The organism is Butyrivibrio fibrisolvens (assembly GCF_023206215.1).
Classification (GTDB): Bacteria; Bacillota; Clostridia; order Lachnospirales; family Lachnospiraceae; genus Butyrivibrio; species Butyrivibrio fibrisolvens_C.
In genome coordinates, this window is the sequence record NZ_CP065800.1 from 1,134,387 (window position 1) to 1,152,931 (window position 18,545).

The following is an 18,545-nucleotide window of genomic DNA, read 5'->3' on the forward strand; positions in this document are numbered from 1 at the left end:
TTTGGTCTATAATGTTTGCATACTTTCTTAAAGTAGTATAGAATGAGCCATGTGATGTTTCGTGTGAACGAAGAAACAATAATAAAATGTTTTTTCTTCAAAAATTAAAAGTTTTGATGAATTAATTATCAAAGAATATGGAGGGATGGATAATATGAAATTTGATCCAATGACAGGGCAGCCAATTCCTGAAGAAAATGCTCAGCCCAAATTTGATCCGGCTACAGGGCAGCCGATTCAGCAGCAAAATGGACCGGCATTTGATCCAATGACAGGTCAGCCAATTAACCAGACACCTTATCAGGGACAGAATTTTGGTAGCACTCCTGATCAGCCAAAGAAGAAAACTGGCTTGTATTTAGGAGTTGGAGCAGCTGTACTTATAGTTGCAGCTCTTATCTTCCTTGTTGTTAAGGTTGCGGGAATGTTCGGTTCACCGGCAACTAAGATTGAGAAAGCGCTTGTTAATACATTTAGTCAGGCTCAGATGTTTGATACTTCTGTACTTCAGGATTCTGCTGATGACCTTCAGGTAGATATGGAACTCAGCGGTAAGGTTGAAGGTACGAAGGTTGATGCTAATGTAAGCTATGCCAGGAAGGGCAAAGAGATGTCTGTTACTGGTGATGCTGGTGCAAGCATCGTTTCTTTAAATTTTAGTTTTTATATGAATCAGTCAAAGGTATGCTTTGACATGAAAGGACTTGACAGTCCTGTATTCTATGATTACACAGCTAAGAAGGATGGAGATCTTGAAGATCTTCTTGGCGGAGAAGTAACATTTGATCAGATCGATACAATCCTTAAGACTATCTCTGATTCCGACAGCCTTGTAAAGGATCTTGCAAATGCAAATTCAAAGGCTCTTGCAACTCTTGAATTTGAAAAAGCTGATGCAGAAAAGTTTGAAGTTAACGGCAAAGATGTAAAGTGTTCAGGATATACAACAGTACTTGATAAGGATTCTCTTGAGGGAGTACTTAATGAGTATAAGGCTGCATTAGAGAACCACGAAGAACTGCTTGATCTTATTGAAGAGCTTACAGATCAGGATCTCGAAGATATGTATGATTCACTTCTCGATGAGATTGATGGAAGCGATGAGGCAGAGATCACATTCTATCTTTACAAGAATCAGGTTGCAGCTATCATTATTGATGCCGAAGGTGAAGACAAGGTTGAGGTTCTCTTCGAAGGTGGAAGCTACCCTACTCAGAACATAAAAGTTAAGTCCGGCAAAGAGACTATCTACGAGGTTAAGGGTGAAGAAGAAGACGGTGTTATAACTCAGGAAGTTTATAGCAATGGTGTTAAGACCAGCAAGATGGAATATGATAAGGAATCCGGAGAGATCAAGATGACATATACTGATGAATATTCAGGATCTGAATTCACTCTCAAGGGTACTTATGAAAAGGTAAAGGGCGGATTTAAGCTTGAGTTTGATGATATAGAATATGATTCATACTATTCAGCATCAATCGAAGATTTCAATCTGTCAATCACAGCTACTAAAGGTGCTAAGGTTGAGAAGATCGATACTAAAGACGCTGTAGATCTTGGTAATGCTGATGAAGATGAGCTTGAAGATCTTGCAGAAGAATTTGCTGGACTCTTTGGCGGATTCTGATCTGCGTGATATGTTAAAATAAATCAACCAATCCCTTTCTGGTAGGTTACGGATTTATCCTAAATCTATCAGGGAGGGATTTTCTTTTACAAATATGTTAATATAAGTCTGTTGTGTATAGGGCAAAGTCAGATGGCTTTTATATACAGATGAAATGATTCATCCAATCCTTTGGGTTAGAGATGAAAAGTAAGCACATATAAGATTTATGTAACAGTGTAAGGGAGGAGTTTGTAATGATCAATCAAGATTATAAAGCGATGCTTGGGGCCAAAAATATAATTCGAAATCTTTCGGAATATGCAACTGCAAGAGGCAAGGAAATTGGATATGAGAACGTATTTGATTTTTCTCTTGGAAATCCATCAGTTCCTGCTCCTGAAATATTTACTGATACGATGATCAAGATGCTTAGGGATGAGAACCCGATGAAGCTTCATGGATATAGTCCTACACTTGGCGATCCTTCATACAAAGAAGCTATTGCTGCTTCTCTTAATAGAAGATTTGGCATGGACTATACTGCTGAACATATTTTCCCTACAACCGGTGCAGCGGGAGCTATCTCACATGCTGTCAGAGCAGTGACAAAACCCGGCGACACAGTGCTTACAATCGCACCTTTTTTCCCTGAATATAAGCCTTATGTTGAAGGCGCAGGATGCAAACTCAAAATTGTTCCTGCCAATACTGATACATTCCAGATCAATACAGAAGAATTTGAAAGAATGCTTACGCAGGATGTTATGGCAGTTCTTATCAATACTCCAAACAATCCTTCGGGTATAGCATATTCTACAAGTACGCTCAGATATCTTGCTGATACTATGACAAGGAAGGCAGAAGAGTTCGGACATCCGATTTATCTGATATCCGATGAGCCTTACAGGGAGATTGTATTTAAGGATGCAGATGCTCCATATGTATCTACTTTTTATAAGAATACTCTTTCATGCTATTCTTTTTCCAAAGCGCTGTCGCTTCCGGGAGAGAGGATCGGTTATGTGGCTGTTAATCCAAAGGCTGATGATGCTGAGTTTATAGTTCCTATGTGTGGTCAGATATCAAGAGGCACAGGTCATAACTGCCCTCCGTCTATAATCCAGCAGGCAGTTGGTAAAGTATGCGACATTACATCAGATCTGTCTGTATATGAGACCAATATGAATATAATATATGACACACTCGTAGATATAGGATTTAGCGTTGTTAAGCCGGGAGGAACTTTCTATATCCTTCCAAAAGCTCTTGAAGAAGACTCAGTTGCCTTCTGCAACAAGGCTAAAGAATATGACCTTATACTGGTGCCGGCAGATAATTTCGGAGCTCCGGGATTTTTTAGAATGGCATACTGTATTGACACTGAGAAGGTAGAACGCGCAATGCCAAGACTAAGACAGTTTGCAAAAGAGGTATATGGTCTTGGATGATCAAATACAGAATATGATTTATAACATCTGTATTAAAATATAGCTATTGAATGATAGTTAAATAGTGAGAGGTTTGAGATGCTTGATATTATTAAAGCTTTTTTGTACGGCATAGTAGAAGGAATCACAGAATGGCTTCCTGTTAGTTCGACAGGCCATATGATCCTATTGGAAGAGTTTGTCAAAATGGATGTCTCCCAGGATTTCTGGAATATGTTTTTAGTTGTAATACAGCTTGGTGCAATACTTGCAGTTGTACTCTTGTACTGGAACCAGATATTCCCTTGGGATTTTAGTAAAAAAGCAAGACAAGAGAAAAGAGTCAATAAAAAAGACGTATGGATGCTTTGGGCCAAGATACTTGTAGCCTGTATACCGGCAGCCATAGTCGGCGTTCTATTTGACGACTGGCTTGATGAGCACCTGTATAATGGATACGTAGTAGCTACAATGCTAATCATCTTCGGTATCCTCTTTATAATTATAGAGAATAAGAATAAAGGAAAAGAAGCTGTGATAAAGACTATAGAAGAGATAGACTTTAAAACAGCGCTTATAATAGGTGTATTCCAGCTTATAGCAGCTATATTCCCCGGGACTTCCAGAAGCGGAGCTACTATAGTGGGATCACTTATGATAGGAGTATCCAGAACGGCAGCAGCCAATTTTACTTTCCTTTTGGCTATACCTGTAATGTTTGGAGCGAGCCTTTTGAAGCTGGTAAAGTTCGGACTTGCATTTAGTGGATCTGAAGTAGCCATACTTGCAACAGGAATGATAGTTGCTTTTGTTATATCTGTTATTGTGATCAAGTTCTTGATGAGTTATATCAGGAAACATGACTTTAAAGTGTTTGGCTGGTATAGGATAATACTTGGAGTAGTAGTACTTGCATATTTTTTCTTAAAATAAATGTTTGAAAAGTGCGAAGTTTAAGTAAATGAACCATGTTGCCTACCGCTGTAAAGGCGATTTCAAGGCAAGCATAAGGTGGAAAATAAAAATTTGAAAATTTTTCAAAAAAGTTATTGCAATCATGTGGGGTGGATGATATACTAAAAAACGCCCGCTTGAGAGAAGCTTTGTTCTTCCAAGAAGCGAGAAAATAAATTTAAAAAAGTTCTTGACAAAGCCAAGACAACGAGTTAAGATATAACACGTTGCGGCGGACAAGCCAAGACATGAGAGCTTCAAAAGCAATGATGAAGCGATCAAAAGCACTTTGACAACTTAACAGTAATGCAACCCTGAAAATTCCAGTTCTTCTTTTTAAAGAAGGACAGAATGTTCAGAAGAACAAAAACCAAAAGTAAATTTTTGATGGTTTAGCCACCATCAAGCTGTTATGAAAATAACAGTGGAGCAGAATTATTCTGATTAAGTCAGCATAAGTCTGAACCGGAAAGAACAATTATTTTAAAGTGAGAGTTCGATCCTGGCTCAGGATGAACGCTGGCGGCGTGCCTAACACATGCAAGTCGAACGGAGTTTAACGCTGATGAAGCTTCGGCAGATTCTTGTTAAACTTAGTGGCGGACGGGTGAGTAACGCGTGGGTAACCTGCCTCATACAGGGGGATAGCAGTTGGAAACGACTGATAACACCGCATAAGCGCACAGGATCGCATGATCTGGTGTGAAAATATTTATAGGTATGAGATGGACCCGCGTCTGATTAGCTAGTTGGTGAGGTAACGGCCCACCAAGGCGACGATCAGTAGCCGGCCTGAGAGGGCGGACGGCCACATTGGGACTGAGACACGGCCCAAACTCCTACGGGAGGCAGCAGTGGGGGATATTGCACAATGGGCGAAAGCCTGATGCAGCGACGCCGCGTGAGTGAAGAAGTATTTCGGTATGTAAAGCTCTATCAGCAGGGAAGAAAGACCTCGTAAGAGGGGATGACGGTACCTGAGTAAGAAGCCCCGGCTAACTACGTGCCAGCAGCCGCGGTAATACGTAGGGGGCAAGCGTTATCCGGATTTACTGGGTGTAAAGGGAGCGTAGACGGTGTATCAAGTCTGAAGTGAAACCCCACGGCTCAACCGTGGGCTTGCTTTGGAAACTGGTAGACTAGAGTACTGGAGAGGTAAGCGGAATTCCTGGTGTAGTAGTGAAATGCGTAGATATCAGGAAGAACATCAGTGGCGAAGGCGGCTTACTGGACAGCAACTGACGTTGAGGCTCGAAGGCGTGGGGAGCAAACAGGATTAGATACCCTGGTAGTCCACGCAGTAAACGATGAATACTAGGTGTTGGGAGACATAGTCTTTCAGTGCCGGCGCTAACGCAATAAGTATTCCACCTGGGGAGTACGTTCGCAAGAATGAAACTCAAAGGAATTGACGGGGACCCGCACAAGCGGTGGAGCATGTGGTTTAATTCGAAGCAACGCGAAGAACCTTACCAGATCTTGAGATCCAGATGAATTATGGGTAATGCCATAAGACCTTCGGGACATCTGAGACAGGTGGTGCATGGTTGTCGTCAGCTCGTGTCGTGAGATGTTGGGTCAAGTCCCGCAACGAGCGCAACCCTTGTCCATAGTAGCCAGCAGTAAGATGGGCACTCTATGGAGACTGCCAGGGATAACCTGGAGGAAGGTGGGGATGACGTCAAATCATCATGCCCCTTATGATCTGGGCCACACACGTGCTACAATGTCGTAACAAAGGGAAGCAACCCTGCGAAGGTGAGCAAATCCCAAAAATAACGACCCAGTTCGGACTGTAGGCTGCAACCCGCCTGCACGAAGCTGGAATCGCTAGTAATCGCAGATCAGAATGCTGCGGTGAATACGTTCCCGGGTCTTGTACACACCGCCCGTCACACCATGGGAGTCGGAAATGCCCAAAGTCAGTGGCCTAACCGTAAGGAGGGAGCTGCCTAAGGCAGGTCGGATAACTGGGGTGAAGTCGTAACAAGGTAGCCGTAGGAGAACCTGCGGCTGGATCACCTCCTTTCTAAGGAAATAAAGAAGGAAGAAGTAAGGAGTTGCATTACTGTTTAGTTGTTAAAGGCATGAACCTTTAAAACAAAATATTTCTGGTGATGATGCGCTTTGGGGAAACACCCGTTCCCATCTCGAACACGACGGTTAAGACTAAAGCGGCCGAAAGTACTATACTGGTGACGGTATGGGAGGATAGGTGGTTGCCAGATTTATGGGATTATAGCTCAGCTGGTTAGAGCGCACGCCTGATAAGCGTGAGGTCGGTGGTTCGAGTCCACTTAATCCCATCGGCGTTAAGCCCAAATGGGGGTGTAGCTCAGTTGGGAGAGCACCTGCCTTGCAAGCAGGGGGTCAAGAGTTCGAATCTCTCCATCTCCATTCGAGATAGTTCACTATCTCAGATTGTTCCTTGAAAACCGAATACTGAAATATAGATTATATCAAGATCCAAAAGATCAAAGATATGTTCTATGTCCAAACCAAAATCAAGACATCAAAAAAGATGAAGAAATTCATCAAGACCATTTCGAAAGAAATGGGCCTTATCTTACTCATATCGCTGTGAGAAAGATAAGAAGAGAATCCAGATGATCGAAAGATCAGGACTGATTCCTGCATAACAGGTTAAGTTATGTAGGGCGCAGGGCGGATGCCTTGGCACTAAGAGCCGATGAAAGACGTGATAAGCTGCGAAAAGCTGCGGGGAGAGGCAAATACTTCAAGATCCGCAGATATCTGAATGGGGCAACCTAACCAGGGAGACCCTGGTTGACCTTAACTGAATCCATAGGTTAAGGCCGGGAACCCGGTGAACTGAAACATCTAAGTAGCCGGAGGAAGAGAAAACAAAAGTGATTCCGTAAGTAGCGGCGAGCGAACGCGGAAGAGCCCAAACCGGAGAGCTTGCTTTCCGGGGTTCGGACTGCATGATCGATTCAAATCTGCTAACAGAAAGGTCCTGGAAAGACCTGCCAGAGAACGTGAAAGCCGTGTATGTGAAAGTGGAAGAGACGAGGCAGAATCCAGAGTAGGACGAGACACGTGAAACCTTGTCTGAAAGAGCGGGGACCACCCCGTAAGGCTAAATACTACTTAGTGACCGATAGCGCATAGTACCGTGAGGGAAAGGTGAAAAGGACCCCGGGAGGGGAGTGAAAGAGAACCTGAAACCCTGTGCCTGCAAGCTGCGAAAGCTCTATATACGAGTGATCGCGTACTTTTTGTAGAACGGTCCGGCGAGTTATGTATACCGGCAAGGTTAAGTGTTTAAGACACGTAAGCCGAAGGGAAACCAAGTGTGAATAGTGCGAATAGTCAGTATACATAGACCCGAAACCGGGTGATCTATCCATGGACAGGATGAAGCGGCCGTAAAAGGCTGTGGAGGTCCGAACGCACATCCGTTGAAAAGGGTGGCGATGAGCTGTGGATAGGGGAGAAATTCCAATCGAACTCGGAGATAGCTGGTTCTCCCCGAAATAGCTTTAGGGCTAGCCTTGTAGCGTGCCTGTTGGAGGTAGAGCACTGAATATCCGCGGGGGCTTCACCGCTTACCAAAGATTATCAAACTGCGAATGCCAGTCAGGTTAAGCACAGGAGTCAGACTGCACGAGATAAGTTGGGCAGTCAAAAGGGAAACAGCCCAGATCTACGGCTAAGGTCCCAAAGTACGTGTTAAGTGGAAAAGGATGTGGGATTTCATAGACAGCTAGGATGTTGGCTCAGAAGCAGCCACCCATTCAAAGAGTGCGTAATAGCTCACTAGCCGAGAGGTCCTGCGCCGAAAATTACCGGGGCTAAAACACGACACCGAAGCCTAGGGATTGCTTGTATCTACGGGTATAAGTGATCGGTAGGGGAGCATTCATAAGAGCGTAGAAACTGTACCGATAAGGAGCAGCGGAGCGTTATGAAGAGAGAATGCCGGAATGAGTAGCGAGATGAGGGTGAGAATCCCTCAGGCCGAATATCCAAGGATTCCAGGGTAAAGCTGATCTGCCCTGGGGAAGTCGGGACCTAAGACGAGGCCGAAAGGCGTAGCCGATGGACAGCAGGTTGATATTCCTGCACCAGATATCATCAGAACTGTGGGGACACAGGTAATAAGGACAGCCCGGGAGAGCAGCCCGGGGCAAGCATGGCAAGAGGAAAGGGAGAAAACCCCTTTCGGGATCGAGCTGTGTGATGCGGAGCGAAATAAAGTAGTGAAGTGTCCGGAGGACCTGTCGAGAAAAGCCGCTATAGTGTGATATCTGCCCGTACCGTAAACCGACACAGGTGGATGAGGAGAGAATCCTAAGGCCGACGGAAGAAGCATTGCTAAGGAACTCGGCAAAATGTACCCGTAACTTCGGGATAAGGGTAGCCCTCATGTATGAGTATATGAGGGCCGCAGAGAAGAGGCTCAAGCAACTGTTTAGCAAAAACACAGGTCTATGCGAAACCGAAAGGTGAAGTATATGGGCTGACGCCTGCCCGGTGCTGGAAGGTTAAGAGGAGAGGTTAGAGCAATCGAAGCTTTGAATTTAAGCCCCAGTAAACGGCGGCCGTAACTATAACGGTCCTAAGGTAGCGAAATTCCTTGTCGGGTAAGTTCCGACCCGCACGAAAGGCGTAATGATTTGAGTACTGTCTCGGCAATGCATCCGGTGAAATTGAAGTGCCAGTGAAGATGCTGGCTACCCGCGCCAGGACGGAAAGACCCCATGGAGCTTTACTCCAGCTTGATACTGGGATCCGGTATTGTATGTACAGGATAGGTGGGAGGCTAAGAGATTGTGGCGTCAGCTGCAAAGGAGCCGCTGTTGGGATACCACCCTTACCGTACTGGATTTCTAACCATGGACCGTGAAACCGGTCCGGGGACAATGTCTGGCGGGGAGTTTGACTGGGGCGGTCGCCTCCGAAAGAGTATCGGAGGCGCTCAAAGGTTCCTTCAGGATGGACGGAAACCATCCGAAGAGTGCAAAGGCATAAGGGAGCCTGACTGTGACACCGACGGGTGGAACAGGTACGAAAGTAGGACTTAGTGATCCGGTGGCAGAACGTGGGATTGCCATCGCTCAACGGATAAAAGCTACCCTGGGGATAACAGGCTTATCACTCCCAAGAGTTCACATCGACGGAGTGGTTTGGCACCTCGATGTCGGCTCATCACATCCTGGGGCTGTAGCAGGTCCCAAGGGTTGGGCTGTTCGCCCATTAAAGTGGTACGCGAGCTGGGTTCAGAACGTCGTGAGACAGTTCGGTCCCTATCCGGCGCGGGCGTAGGATATCTGAGAGGAGCTGTCCTTAGTACGAGAGGACCGGGATGGACGGACCGCTGGTGTATCTGCTGCGAAGGCAATCGCATAAGGCAGGGTAGCCAAGTCTGGCAGGGATAAACGCTGAAGGCATCTAAGCGTGAAGCCCCCTCAAGATGAGATATCCCCACGCAAGTGGTAAGACCCCTTGGAGAGTACGAGGTTGATAGGCACAAGGTGTAAGAGTGGTAACATTCTCAGCTGATGTGTACTAATAGGTCGAGGACTTAACCAAAGAAGTTAAGATAAGTTTGGAGATTCAGTGTTCGGTTTTGAAGGAACAATTAAAACATTCCTCAATAGCTCAGTCGGTAGAGCATTCGGCTGTTAACCGAAGTGTCGTAGGTTCGAGTCCTACTTGGGGAGCTACAGAATAATCTGTTAATTCGCCGATAGGCGAAGAGCGAGGCCCCTTGGTCAAGCGGTTAAGACATCGCCCTTTCACGGCGGTAACAGCAGTTCGAACCTGCTAGGGGTCATATATATAATATGGTGACATAGCCAAGTGGTAAGGCATAGGTCTGCAACACCTTGAGCGTCGGTTCAAATCCGTCTGTCACCTCTCAAGAATCCATGAGTATGGATTCTTTTTTTTTACGTATTTTTGGGTTACTGCAATAAAAAGGTTACTGCACTAAATATGATCTATTTGGTACGGTAACCTTTTTAAATTAAATAGAGTGATTTATCACGAAGTATCATCTTATGTCATACAGACATTTTACCTGCTTTCCATCTTCCTGATACATACTGATATGAGAACAATATAAATAGCAGGATGTTATGTCCTATCATACATGCCCATGCGGATATAAGTCCTAGTCCTAATAAAACGGTACATATATATGTTCCGGCAATTCTTATACACCACATTCCGAGAACGTTATATATAAATGGTGCGACAGTTTTGCCTAGACCTTGCATCATTCCTTCTATAATGATCGGAACACCGTAGAAAGGCTCTGATATAGCAACCATTCTAAGAACTGTAGTTGATAGCAGTATTACGTTTTCATCTACTGTAAATAGTCTTACTAATGAGGGAGCAAATATAAATAATAAACTTCCTGATATTACCATGAAGAAGATTTCAAGAGGTAGTACTGTTTTGGATAGTATATCCAGCTTCTTTTTATCTCTTGCACCATATGCATTGCCTGAAAGAGTAGCAGCTGCTGTCTGCATACCCCATCCGGGGATATAGAAGGCAGATTCTACTGTATTGGCGATTGTATGAGCAGCGGTTGCTGTCTCGCCTATTGCATTGATCATCGAAGCAAATACTACATATCCAAGTGATGTTGCAAATCTCTGCATCATATTAGGTATTGCAACTTTTAATACGCTGCTGAGTATTGCGGTATCAGGATATATCTTCTGACCTTTAGGAGATATCTGCGAATGGTTATAGAATCTATAGCTTATTGCTATTCCGCCCCAGGTATATGCTATAGCACTAGCAAGCGCAGCACCTTTGATATCAAGTCCTGCCCCCGGTACTGTCAGTGCGATAGAGCCAAGAGTTACTATTCGCGTTTTATAAATCAGCAGATAGTTGAGTATCACATTTAGCAGATTGACTTGAATCCCCACATACATAGGAGTCTTGGTATCGCCTGCAGATCTAAGTTCTGTACCGAATATGATACTGGCTGTTCTAAAGAGGATCGGGGCATATAGTATTCCGAAATAAGTTGCTGCATCAGCCTCAATAGAAGCATCTACCTGCATCCATACAGGAACGAAGCCCTTTATGAGCTGTAGCATTATGGTGAAAAATATGCCTGTTACTATTACGATAAGAACAGACTGGCCGGCTGCTTTCCTGGCTCTTTCAATCTTGCCTGCGCCAAGTGACTGGGATATATATGCAAGAAATCCAACTCCGAGAGCTGAGATAGTGCTTCCTATAAGCCAGTTTACTGTACTTGTGGCTCCAACCGCTGCTGTTGCATGAGTTCCTAGAACACCAACCATGGCAGTGTCTATATATTGCACGGTAGTCTGCATGAACTGTTCTAGCATAGTTGGCCACGCCAGGGCGAAGATTATAGGGAGCATCTGCCTGAAAGTATATTCATTTGTACTATTGTCTTTCATTTTTTTATTCTATTCTTAATGCCTTCCTTCTAAATATTATTTTGATATCTACATCATTATTATTAAGTTGAAGACATATTTAATCAAGAGATTAATACCTGTTTTTATAAACTGTATAACTATCAAATCCTGGGTAAGAGAAAAATAATGTGTTATACTAAACTTACGTATATTTTCTGAAAGTGGGAGTCTTGTTAGTATGCTTAGTTTAAGTCTTAGACATATTTCAGAAGTTTTTCTTTATGAATATTATAAAAATCCCGATGAATATGAGATTTCAGATGAAGATCTTGCACGTCCTCATCTTGATAAGGCAAAAGCTCTTTTGACAGAGCAGAAAAATAATGACGCCCTGCAGGAATACCTTGCGGCATACATGGAGAATCCGGTAAGCTTTGAAGCTGTTTCCGGGATCATCATCTGCTGTAAGAGGCTTGGCGATATTGAAGGTGAATATCAGTATACGCAGCAGATGTATGATATATGCTGTACAAGAGCTGAACTTGCGACATATTATCGCAATCTTGGATGGTATTATCTTGAAAGATATAAGCCGGATCTGTCGGCTGCGCTTTACAGATACAGCACCTTCTTTTGTGAAGGTCAGGCTGCAGAAGAAGAGATCAAATACCTTGAAAAGGCTTTGAATAGACCTATGGGCGATCAGAAGCCGGATATGATCCAGGCAATGCTTGAAGATAATAAGATTCCTACGGGGCCTTCTAATGTGACACTTGCTCTTTTGATCAAAGCAGGTGAAGAAGCTGAGCAGGGCGGTAATTATATGCAGGCGCTTGACTGCTATATGATGGTATATGATCTGACTTTGGATGAGGAAATTGGTGATAGGATCCACAAGATTAAACAAAATAGAATGTGACAGGAAGGTAAAAGGGTTATGGAAGAGAAGAACTTAAATGAAGTAAAGGAAACAGAAAACGAGAAAGTCGAGTCCATGGAAGACTATGCTGATGTGCTGGAGAGATCTTTTAGGAAGTTGAATGTCGGAGATGTTGTAGAAGGCATAGTATCAGGCGTAGAAGAGACTAAGGTTACGGTTGATCTTGACTATTATGCTCCTGGTATTATCTTACTTGAAGATCTGTCTGATGATCCGCATTTTTCTATAAGAAATGATATTCATACAGGAGACAGAATATCAGCTACCATCAAGAGAATGGATGATGGCAGAGGCAATATCCTCTTATCCAAGAAAGAAGCAAACAAGGTTCTTGCATGGGACAAACTTAAGGAACTTCTAGAGTCCAAGGAAGTTGTAAGTGTTAAGGTAGCAGAAGCTGTTAAAGCTGGCGTTGTAGCTTATCTTGAAGGAGTAAGGGCATTTATTCCAGCATCTAAAATGGCACTTTCTTTTGTAGAAGAAGCTGATCTTGAAAGCTATGTTGGCAAGACTTTGGAAGTACAGGTTATCACAGCAGATGAAGAAGATGATAAGCTTGTTCTGTCTGCAAAGGAGATATTAAGACAAAAAGCTGAAGAAGATAGGAAAAATAAGATCTCTAATGTAGAAGTTGGCCTTGTAACAGAAGGAACAGTTGAAAGTCTCCAGAATTACGGCGCATTTATAGATCTTGGAAATGGAATCTCAGGACTTGTTCATATATCTCAGATTTCTAACCAGAGAATCGCACATCCAAGCTCTGTTCTTAAAGTAGGTCAGAAAGTAAAAGTTAAGGTAATAGCTATCAAAGATGGCAAATTGTCACTTTCAATGAAGGCACTTGATGATGTCATGGCCAAAGAGATAACAGAAGAAGAGATCGAATATAAGAGTGAAGGCGAAGCTACGACAACACTTGCTGATCTTTTGAAAAAAGCAGGATTTTAACTTAAGGCAAGAATAATAGTTACTGAACAAAAAGGTATTCATCCTATAAAAGTGGATTCATCTGATGCAGAAAGGAGTTATGATGAGCGAAGCTATTGAGAGATTAAAAGAGCTGATAGAAACAACTGACAACATAGTATTCTTTGGCGGCGCAGGAGTATCTACAGAAAGCGGTATTCCGGATTTTAGGAGTCAGGACGGACTTTATAATCAGAAATACAAGTATCCGCCGGAGCAGATTGTAAGTCATACTTTCCTTACAAGAAAGCCTCAGGAATTTTTTGAATTCTATAAAGACAGGATGATATATCAGGATGCTAAGCCCAACAAGGCACATCTTAAACTGGCTCAGTGGGAAAAGGAAGGCAAATTAAAAGCTGTAATAACCCAGAATATTGATGGACTGCATCAGGCGGCCGGTTCTAAAAACGTTCTGGAGCTTCACGGAAGCACATTAAGAAATTATTGTCTTAAATGCGGAAAGCGATATGATATTGATTATGTCATAAACTCAAAAGAGACGATCCCTTATTGTGAATGCGGCGGAATGGTAAGACCGGATGTTGTCCTGTACGAAGAAGGCCTTGATATGGATGTTATAGAATCTGCTGTCTCTTATATTAAAAATGCTGATGTTCTTATAATAGGCGGGACTTCACTGGCTGTATATCCTGCTGCAGGTCTTATCGATTACTATACAGGTGATAAGCTTGTTGTAGTCAATAAGTCGGCAACTCCCAGAGATTCACAGGCAGATCTGGTGGTTCAGGGAAGTATTGGCGAAATATTTGATCAGCTTCCATGAGATAGAAGTATCCAGAGTTATGTTCGCAGTACAAGATCAAAGAGGCAATATATCAGGCTGCTGACTAAGCCTTAAGATTCATAATAGGATCTTTAGACATATTCTTTCGCAACATGAGGTTATATATGCAAATAGAAGTAGGAGACATAGTCACACTTAAGAAGAAACATCCATGCGGATCTTTTGAGTGGGAAGTATTAAGATCCGGTGCTGACTTCAGACTCAAATGTGTAGGATGTGCTCATCAGATAATGATAGCAAGAACAGCACTTGAGAAGAATATAAAAAGAATAAAGCATAAAGAATAAAGCATAAAGAATAAAGCATAAAGAATAAAGGATAAAGCATAAAAGATAAAGGATAAAGAATAAACTACTAAAACTTCCTGATATGACGCACTACCAGCCTATGTAAAGATCTTGGGGATGTCGGTATGTTCAAGTGGAAAGTCTGTATAGATTAGGATTTTGATTTATCTGACAATTCGATTTATTGAATGAAAAAAGCAATTTTACGTTAAAAAACTTGCAAATAAAGGCTGTTCATGCTATGATGAAACTCCGTGATATAAATTCCTTGCTTCTGCTGCAGCACTTTTACGTATCACACGCTGCACATGCAGGCGGAAGCCAGAGACCAAAAGGAGGTAACAACAGCATGAACAAGTACGAATTAGCCGTTGTTGTCAGCGCAAATGTTGATGATGAAGCAAAAACAAAGGCCGTTGACAAGTGCAAGGCACTGATCGAGCGTTTCGGAGGCACAGTTACGAACGTAGACGATTGGGGTAAGAAGAAGCTTGCTTATGAGATTCAGAAGCAGACTGAAGGTTTCTACTACTTCATCCAGTTCGACGCTGAGGCATCAGTTCCAGCTGAGCTCGAGTCACGTGTTCGCATCGTGGACAACGTCATCAGATACTTATGCGTTAGAAACGACGAGGCATAAGAAAGAGGACAAGACAGATGAATAAAGTTATACTTATGGGACGTTTAACAAGAGATCCGGATGTAAGATATAGTCAGGGTGAGAACCCACTTGCAATTGCAAGATATACACTGGCTGTTGACCGCAGATTTTCTAGAAAAGATGGTGGTGACGGACAGCAGACTGCAGATTTTATTTCCTGCAAAGCTTTTGGAAGATCCGGTGAATTTGCAGAAAAGTATTTCCGCAAGGGAACCAAGATCTGCGTAACAGGCAGAATCGAAACTGGTTCATACACCAATAAGGATGGCGTCAAAGTATACACTACAGAAGTCGTTGTAGAAGATCAGGAGTTCGCAGAGAGCAAGAACAGCGGAAGCGGAGATTTCTCTCAGCCCGTAGCATCTGGATCTGCAGCACCTGTAGCGGCAGCTGATGGTTTCATGAACATTCCTGATGGAATTGATGAAGAACTGCCGTTCAACTAATGGTCAGCAGTTTAGGCTGACTAGAATTTGATAGGAGGCAAACCAAATGGCTTTCAATAAAGAAAGATCCGAAGCACCTCGTAGAAAAGGTGGCATGCACAGAAGAAAGAAAGTTTGCGTATTCTGTGGTAAGGATCATGCAATTGATTATAAAGATGCAGCAACTCTTAAGAAGTATGTTTCTGAGAGCGGAAAGATTCTTCCTAGAAGAATCACAGGAAATTGCGCAAAGCACCAGAGAGAGATCACTGTTGCTATCAAGCGTGCTAGACATCTTGCTATTATGCCATACGTAGCAGACTAATAGTCAGCAATAAGGTATATAATTCAAGGCACTTTTTAGAAGAGATTCTAAGAAGTGCCTTTTTTCTTCTTGGTATTATATTTTCTAATGCAGGGAATTGCTTTTAGCCTTAGCTATATTCATAAGGTTTTTTATGCCTATATTAAAATTACTGTATCGTCAGGTGGCAGGCTCTTACAATAAATGTTATAATCCATTTTATAGGAGCCGTGGAGGGTTATTCAAATGAAGAAAAATAGAATCAGATTAAAGGGACGTCTGCGTACTTTTCTAACGACATTTCTTTACCTGGATATTATATTAATTCTTGTCACATTTCTTGTGTTTTTGTTTGGTGGCATTCAGGCAGGGATTATCCTTACGATTTTCACTATTTTATATACCGTAATTGTTTTTCTTATGTATTTTATGACCCGGCCTATTGTTATCAATGAGCTTATTAGCTTTGCTACGCAGTATGGACAGATTCAGAAGACTTTACTTAGAGAGATGGATCTGCCAAGCTGTCTTTTGGATGATACAGGCAAAGTTATTTGGTCTAATATTGCATTTGAGAAGACTGTTCATGAGAAAAAGAATTTTCATAAGCAGATAACTGCTGTTTTCCCATCAGTTACAGCCGATAAGTTTCCGGCTATGGATGATGAGGAAGTCCAGTATGATCTTGAATATGAAAATAACTACTATTCTCTTAGAATGCGCAAAATATCTCTTGAAGAGATGGCAAGTAACAGTGATATCATTGAAGCCGGAAGCTATGACGGATATCTTATCATAGTATACCTTTTCGATCAGACAGCACTTCGTCTTGCTGTTCAGGAAGTCGATGACCAGTCTATGGCTGCAGGTCTTATCTACCTTGATAACTATGAAGAGGCACTTGAAAGTGTAGAAGAGGTTCGAAGGTCACTTCTTATTGCACTTATAGATCGTAAGATCAATAAATATGTTGCAAGTTGTAACGGAATTGTGCGGAAGACTGAGAAGGATAAATATTTTGTTGTAATGCCCAAGAGGTATTGCAAGGTGATGCAGGAAGCCAGATTTGACATACTTGAAGAAGTCAAGACAGTCAATATAGGTAATGAGATGGCTGTTACCCTCAGTATAGGTATGGGTATAGATGGTCTATCATATTCGCAAAACTATGAATTTGCCCGTAATGCTATAGATCTGGCTCTTGGCAGAGGCGGTGATCAGGCTGTAGTCAAAACTCCTGATAATACCATCTATTATGGCGGTAAGAGTCAGCAGATTGAGAAGAATACAAGAGTCAAAGCCAGAGTTAAGGCACATGCTCTAAAGGAGATCATCACAGCTAATGATACAGTGCTTGTCATGGGTCACAGACTTGGCGATGTAGATAGCTTTGGAGCTTCTGTTGGTATTAACAGGATCAGTAAGTATCTTGACAGAAAATGTCATATAGTTCTTAATGATGTGACCAAATCCATGCAGCCTCTGGTAGATCTTTTTAAGAACAATCCGGAATATGAAGATGATATGATCATAGGCTCTCAGACTGCGATTGATATGGCTAGCGGCAATGTAGTCCTGGTTGTTGTAGATGTCAATAAGCCGTCTATAACAGAATGTCCTGAGCTTCTTAGATTTTGTAAGAATATAGTAGTGCTGGATCATCACAGACAGGGAACAGAGACTATAGAGAATGCAACTCTTTCATATGTTGAGCCTTATGCTTCATCGACATGTGAGATGGTATCTGAGATACTTCAGTATATCGGTGAGAATGTAAAAGTCAACACCGAAGAAGCAGACAGCATGTATTCCGGTATCATGGTTGATACCAATAACTTTATGCAAAAAACCGGTGTCAGAACCTTTGAGGCTGCAGCATTCCTTCGTCGTAACGGTGCTGATGTTACCAGAGTCAGAAAACTCTTTAGAGAAGACGCCAATGAATACAAGACCAAAGCAGATGCAGTCAGCCAGGCTGAGATCTATAAAGGAGCCTATGCAATATCCATATGTAACAGTGAAGATATCGTAAGTCCTACTATCATCGGAGCTCAGGCAGCCAATGAACTTCTTAATATAAAGGGAATCAGGGCTAGCTTTGTATGTACCGAATATCAGAATATGGTATATGTAAGTGCAAGATCGATTGATGAAGTCAACGTTCAGCTTGTCATGGAGAGACTTGGCGGTGGTGGTCATATGACTATGGCCGGATGCCAGATGGAAGGCATGACAGTTACAGAAGCTATAGGAATTATCAAGAAAACAATAGATACAATGATTGAGGAAGGTGAACTTAAATGAAAGTAATTCTTTTGGAAGATGTTAAATCTCTTGGAAAAAAGGGAGATATTGTAAAAGTAAGTGACGGATATGCTAATAATATGCTCTTTAAGCAAAAGCTTGGAGTAGAAGCAACCAATGCAAATCTTGCAAGACTTAAGGCTGAGCAGAAACATGATGCCAAGGTAGCAGAGGAGAAGCTTGAAGATGCTAAGGCATTTGGAGAAAAAATCGAGAAGGAACTGATCAAGGTTACTATCAAAACAGGAGAAGGTGGTAAAGTATTCGGATCAGTTTCTACTAAGGAAATCGCTCAGGCAGCAAAAACTCAGTTTGGTTTTGATATAGACAAAAAGAAACTTGTTCTCTCAGAACCTATCAAGGCATGTGGAACTTATGAGATCCCTGTAAAGCTTCATCCACAGGTAACAGCTAAGATCAGAGTATCTGTAACAGAAGCTTAAGTTTACGACAAAACTAATTCTCGGATCAAAGG

13 protein-coding genes, 5 tRNA genes and 3 rRNA genes are annotated in these 18,545 nt (G+C 42.4%); 20 read left to right on the forward strand and 1 reads right to left on the reverse strand.

Annotated features, from left to right (window positions below; genetic code table 11):
- Window positions 1-154: 154 nt before the first annotated feature.
- The 11 genes from I7804_RS04630 to I7804_RS04680 all read left to right on the forward strand — a co-directional run bounded on the left by I7804_RS04630 (window position 155) and on the right by I7804_RS04680 (window position 9,876).
- Window positions 155-1,630: a DUF6583 family protein gene (locus I7804_RS04630; protein ID WP_248405193.1), complete on the forward strand. Its 1,476-nt coding sequence runs from the start codon at window positions 155-157 to the stop codon at window positions 1,628-1,630.
- Between the two features lie 236 nt (window positions 1,631-1,866).
- Window positions 1,867-3,060, forward strand: a complete 1,194-nt coding sequence (locus I7804_RS04635; protein WP_027207313.1) for a pyridoxal phosphate-dependent aminotransferase — start codon at window positions 1,867-1,869, stop codon at window positions 3,058-3,060.
- Window positions 3,061-3,138: 78 nt separating this feature from the next.
- Window positions 3,139-3,972: an undecaprenyl-diphosphate phosphatase gene (locus tag I7804_RS04640; protein ID WP_022754771.1), complete on the forward strand. Its 834-nt coding sequence runs from the start codon at window positions 3,139-3,141 to the stop codon at window positions 3,970-3,972.
- 505 nt (window positions 3,973-4,477) lie between these two features.
- Window positions 4,478-6,022, forward strand: a 16S ribosomal RNA gene (locus I7804_RS04645).
- An 81-nt stretch (window positions 6,023-6,103) separates the two neighbouring features.
- Window positions 6,104-6,221, forward strand: a 5S ribosomal RNA gene (gene rrf / locus I7804_RS04650).
- A gap of 4 nt (window positions 6,222-6,225) precedes the next feature.
- Window positions 6,226-6,299 (forward strand) — tRNA-Ile (locus I7804_RS04655).
- Between the two features lie 18 nt (window positions 6,300-6,317).
- Window positions 6,318-6,390: transfer RNA gene (locus tag I7804_RS04660), tRNA-Ala, on the forward strand.
- A gap of 244 nt (window positions 6,391-6,634) precedes the next feature.
- A 23S ribosomal RNA gene (locus I7804_RS04665) occupies window positions 6,635-9,549 on the forward strand.
- The 16S, 23S and 5S rRNA genes sit together here with 5 tRNA genes alongside, the layout of an rRNA operon.
- Before the next feature lie 58 nt (window positions 9,550-9,607).
- Window positions 9,608-9,680: transfer RNA gene (locus I7804_RS04670), tRNA-Asn, on the forward strand.
- A 41-nt stretch (window positions 9,681-9,721) separates the two neighbouring features.
- Window positions 9,722-9,793 (forward strand) — tRNA-Glu (locus I7804_RS04675).
- Window positions 9,794-9,805: 12 nt separating this feature from the next.
- Window positions 9,806-9,876 (forward strand) — tRNA-Cys (locus tag I7804_RS04680).
- Between the two features lie 146 nt (window positions 9,877-10,022).
- On the opposite strand, the gene I7804_RS04685 is transcribed toward I7804_RS04680, so the two are convergent.
- The gene (locus I7804_RS04685) at window positions 10,023-11,414 is read right to left on the reverse strand and encodes an MATE family efflux transporter (RefSeq protein WP_248405195.1); all 1,392 of its coding nucleotides are present in this window, start codon (window positions 11,412-11,414) and stop codon (window positions 10,023-10,025) included.
- Between the two features lie 199 nt (window positions 11,415-11,613).
- Here I7804_RS04685 and I7804_RS04690 point away from each other — a divergent pair, with 199 nt between their 5' ends.
- The 9 genes from I7804_RS04690 to rplI all read left to right on the forward strand — a co-directional run bounded on the left by I7804_RS04690 (window position 11,614) and on the right by rplI (window position 18,513).
- Window positions 11,614-12,294: a hypothetical protein gene (locus tag I7804_RS04690; RefSeq protein ID WP_248405197.1), complete on the forward strand. Its 681-nt coding sequence runs from the start codon at window positions 11,614-11,616 to the stop codon at window positions 12,292-12,294.
- 18 nt (window positions 12,295-12,312) lie between these two features.
- Window positions 12,313-13,263, forward strand: a complete 951-nt coding sequence (locus I7804_RS04695; RefSeq protein ID WP_248405198.1) for a S1 RNA-binding domain-containing protein — start codon at window positions 12,313-12,315, stop codon at window positions 13,261-13,263.
- 82 nt (window positions 13,264-13,345) lie between these two features.
- On the forward strand, window positions 13,346-14,068 hold the full coding sequence (locus tag I7804_RS04700; RefSeq protein ID WP_248405937.1) for an NAD-dependent protein deacylase: 723 nt from the start codon (window positions 13,346-13,348) through the stop codon (window positions 14,066-14,068).
- Between the two features lie 125 nt (window positions 14,069-14,193).
- Entirely contained in the window at window positions 14,194-14,376 is a 183-nt protein-coding gene (locus I7804_RS04705; protein WP_022754805.1) for a DUF951 domain-containing protein, read from the forward strand.
- Between the two features lie 349 nt (window positions 14,377-14,725).
- On the forward strand, window positions 14,726-15,016 hold the full coding sequence (gene rpsF / locus I7804_RS04710; RefSeq protein ID WP_027203281.1) for a 30S ribosomal protein S6: 291 nt from the start codon (window positions 14,726-14,728) through the stop codon (window positions 15,014-15,016).
- Between the two features lie 17 nt (window positions 15,017-15,033).
- Complete coding sequence (locus I7804_RS04715) at window positions 15,034-15,483, forward strand: single-stranded DNA-binding protein (protein ID WP_248405199.1); 450 nt, start codon at window positions 15,034-15,036, stop codon at window positions 15,481-15,483.
- Between the two features lie 46 nt (window positions 15,484-15,529).
- Window positions 15,530-15,787, forward strand: coding sequence for a 30S ribosomal protein S18 (rpsR, locus tag I7804_RS04720; protein WP_022754808.1), 258 nt, complete (start codon window positions 15,530-15,532; stop codon window positions 15,785-15,787).
- A 225-nt stretch (window positions 15,788-16,012) separates the two neighbouring features.
- Window positions 16,013-18,070: a DHH family phosphoesterase gene (locus I7804_RS04725; RefSeq protein WP_027216123.1), complete on the forward strand. Its 2,058-nt coding sequence runs from the start codon at window positions 16,013-16,015 to the stop codon at window positions 18,068-18,070.
- A complete protein-coding gene (gene rplI / locus I7804_RS04730; protein WP_022754810.1) occupies window positions 18,067-18,513 on the forward strand; it encodes a 50S ribosomal protein L9 in 447 nt (148 codons plus the stop codon). The genes I7804_RS04725 and rplI overlap by 4 nt, the downstream gene beginning before the upstream one ends.
- The last annotated feature ends 32 nt before the right edge of the window (window positions 18,514-18,545 follow it).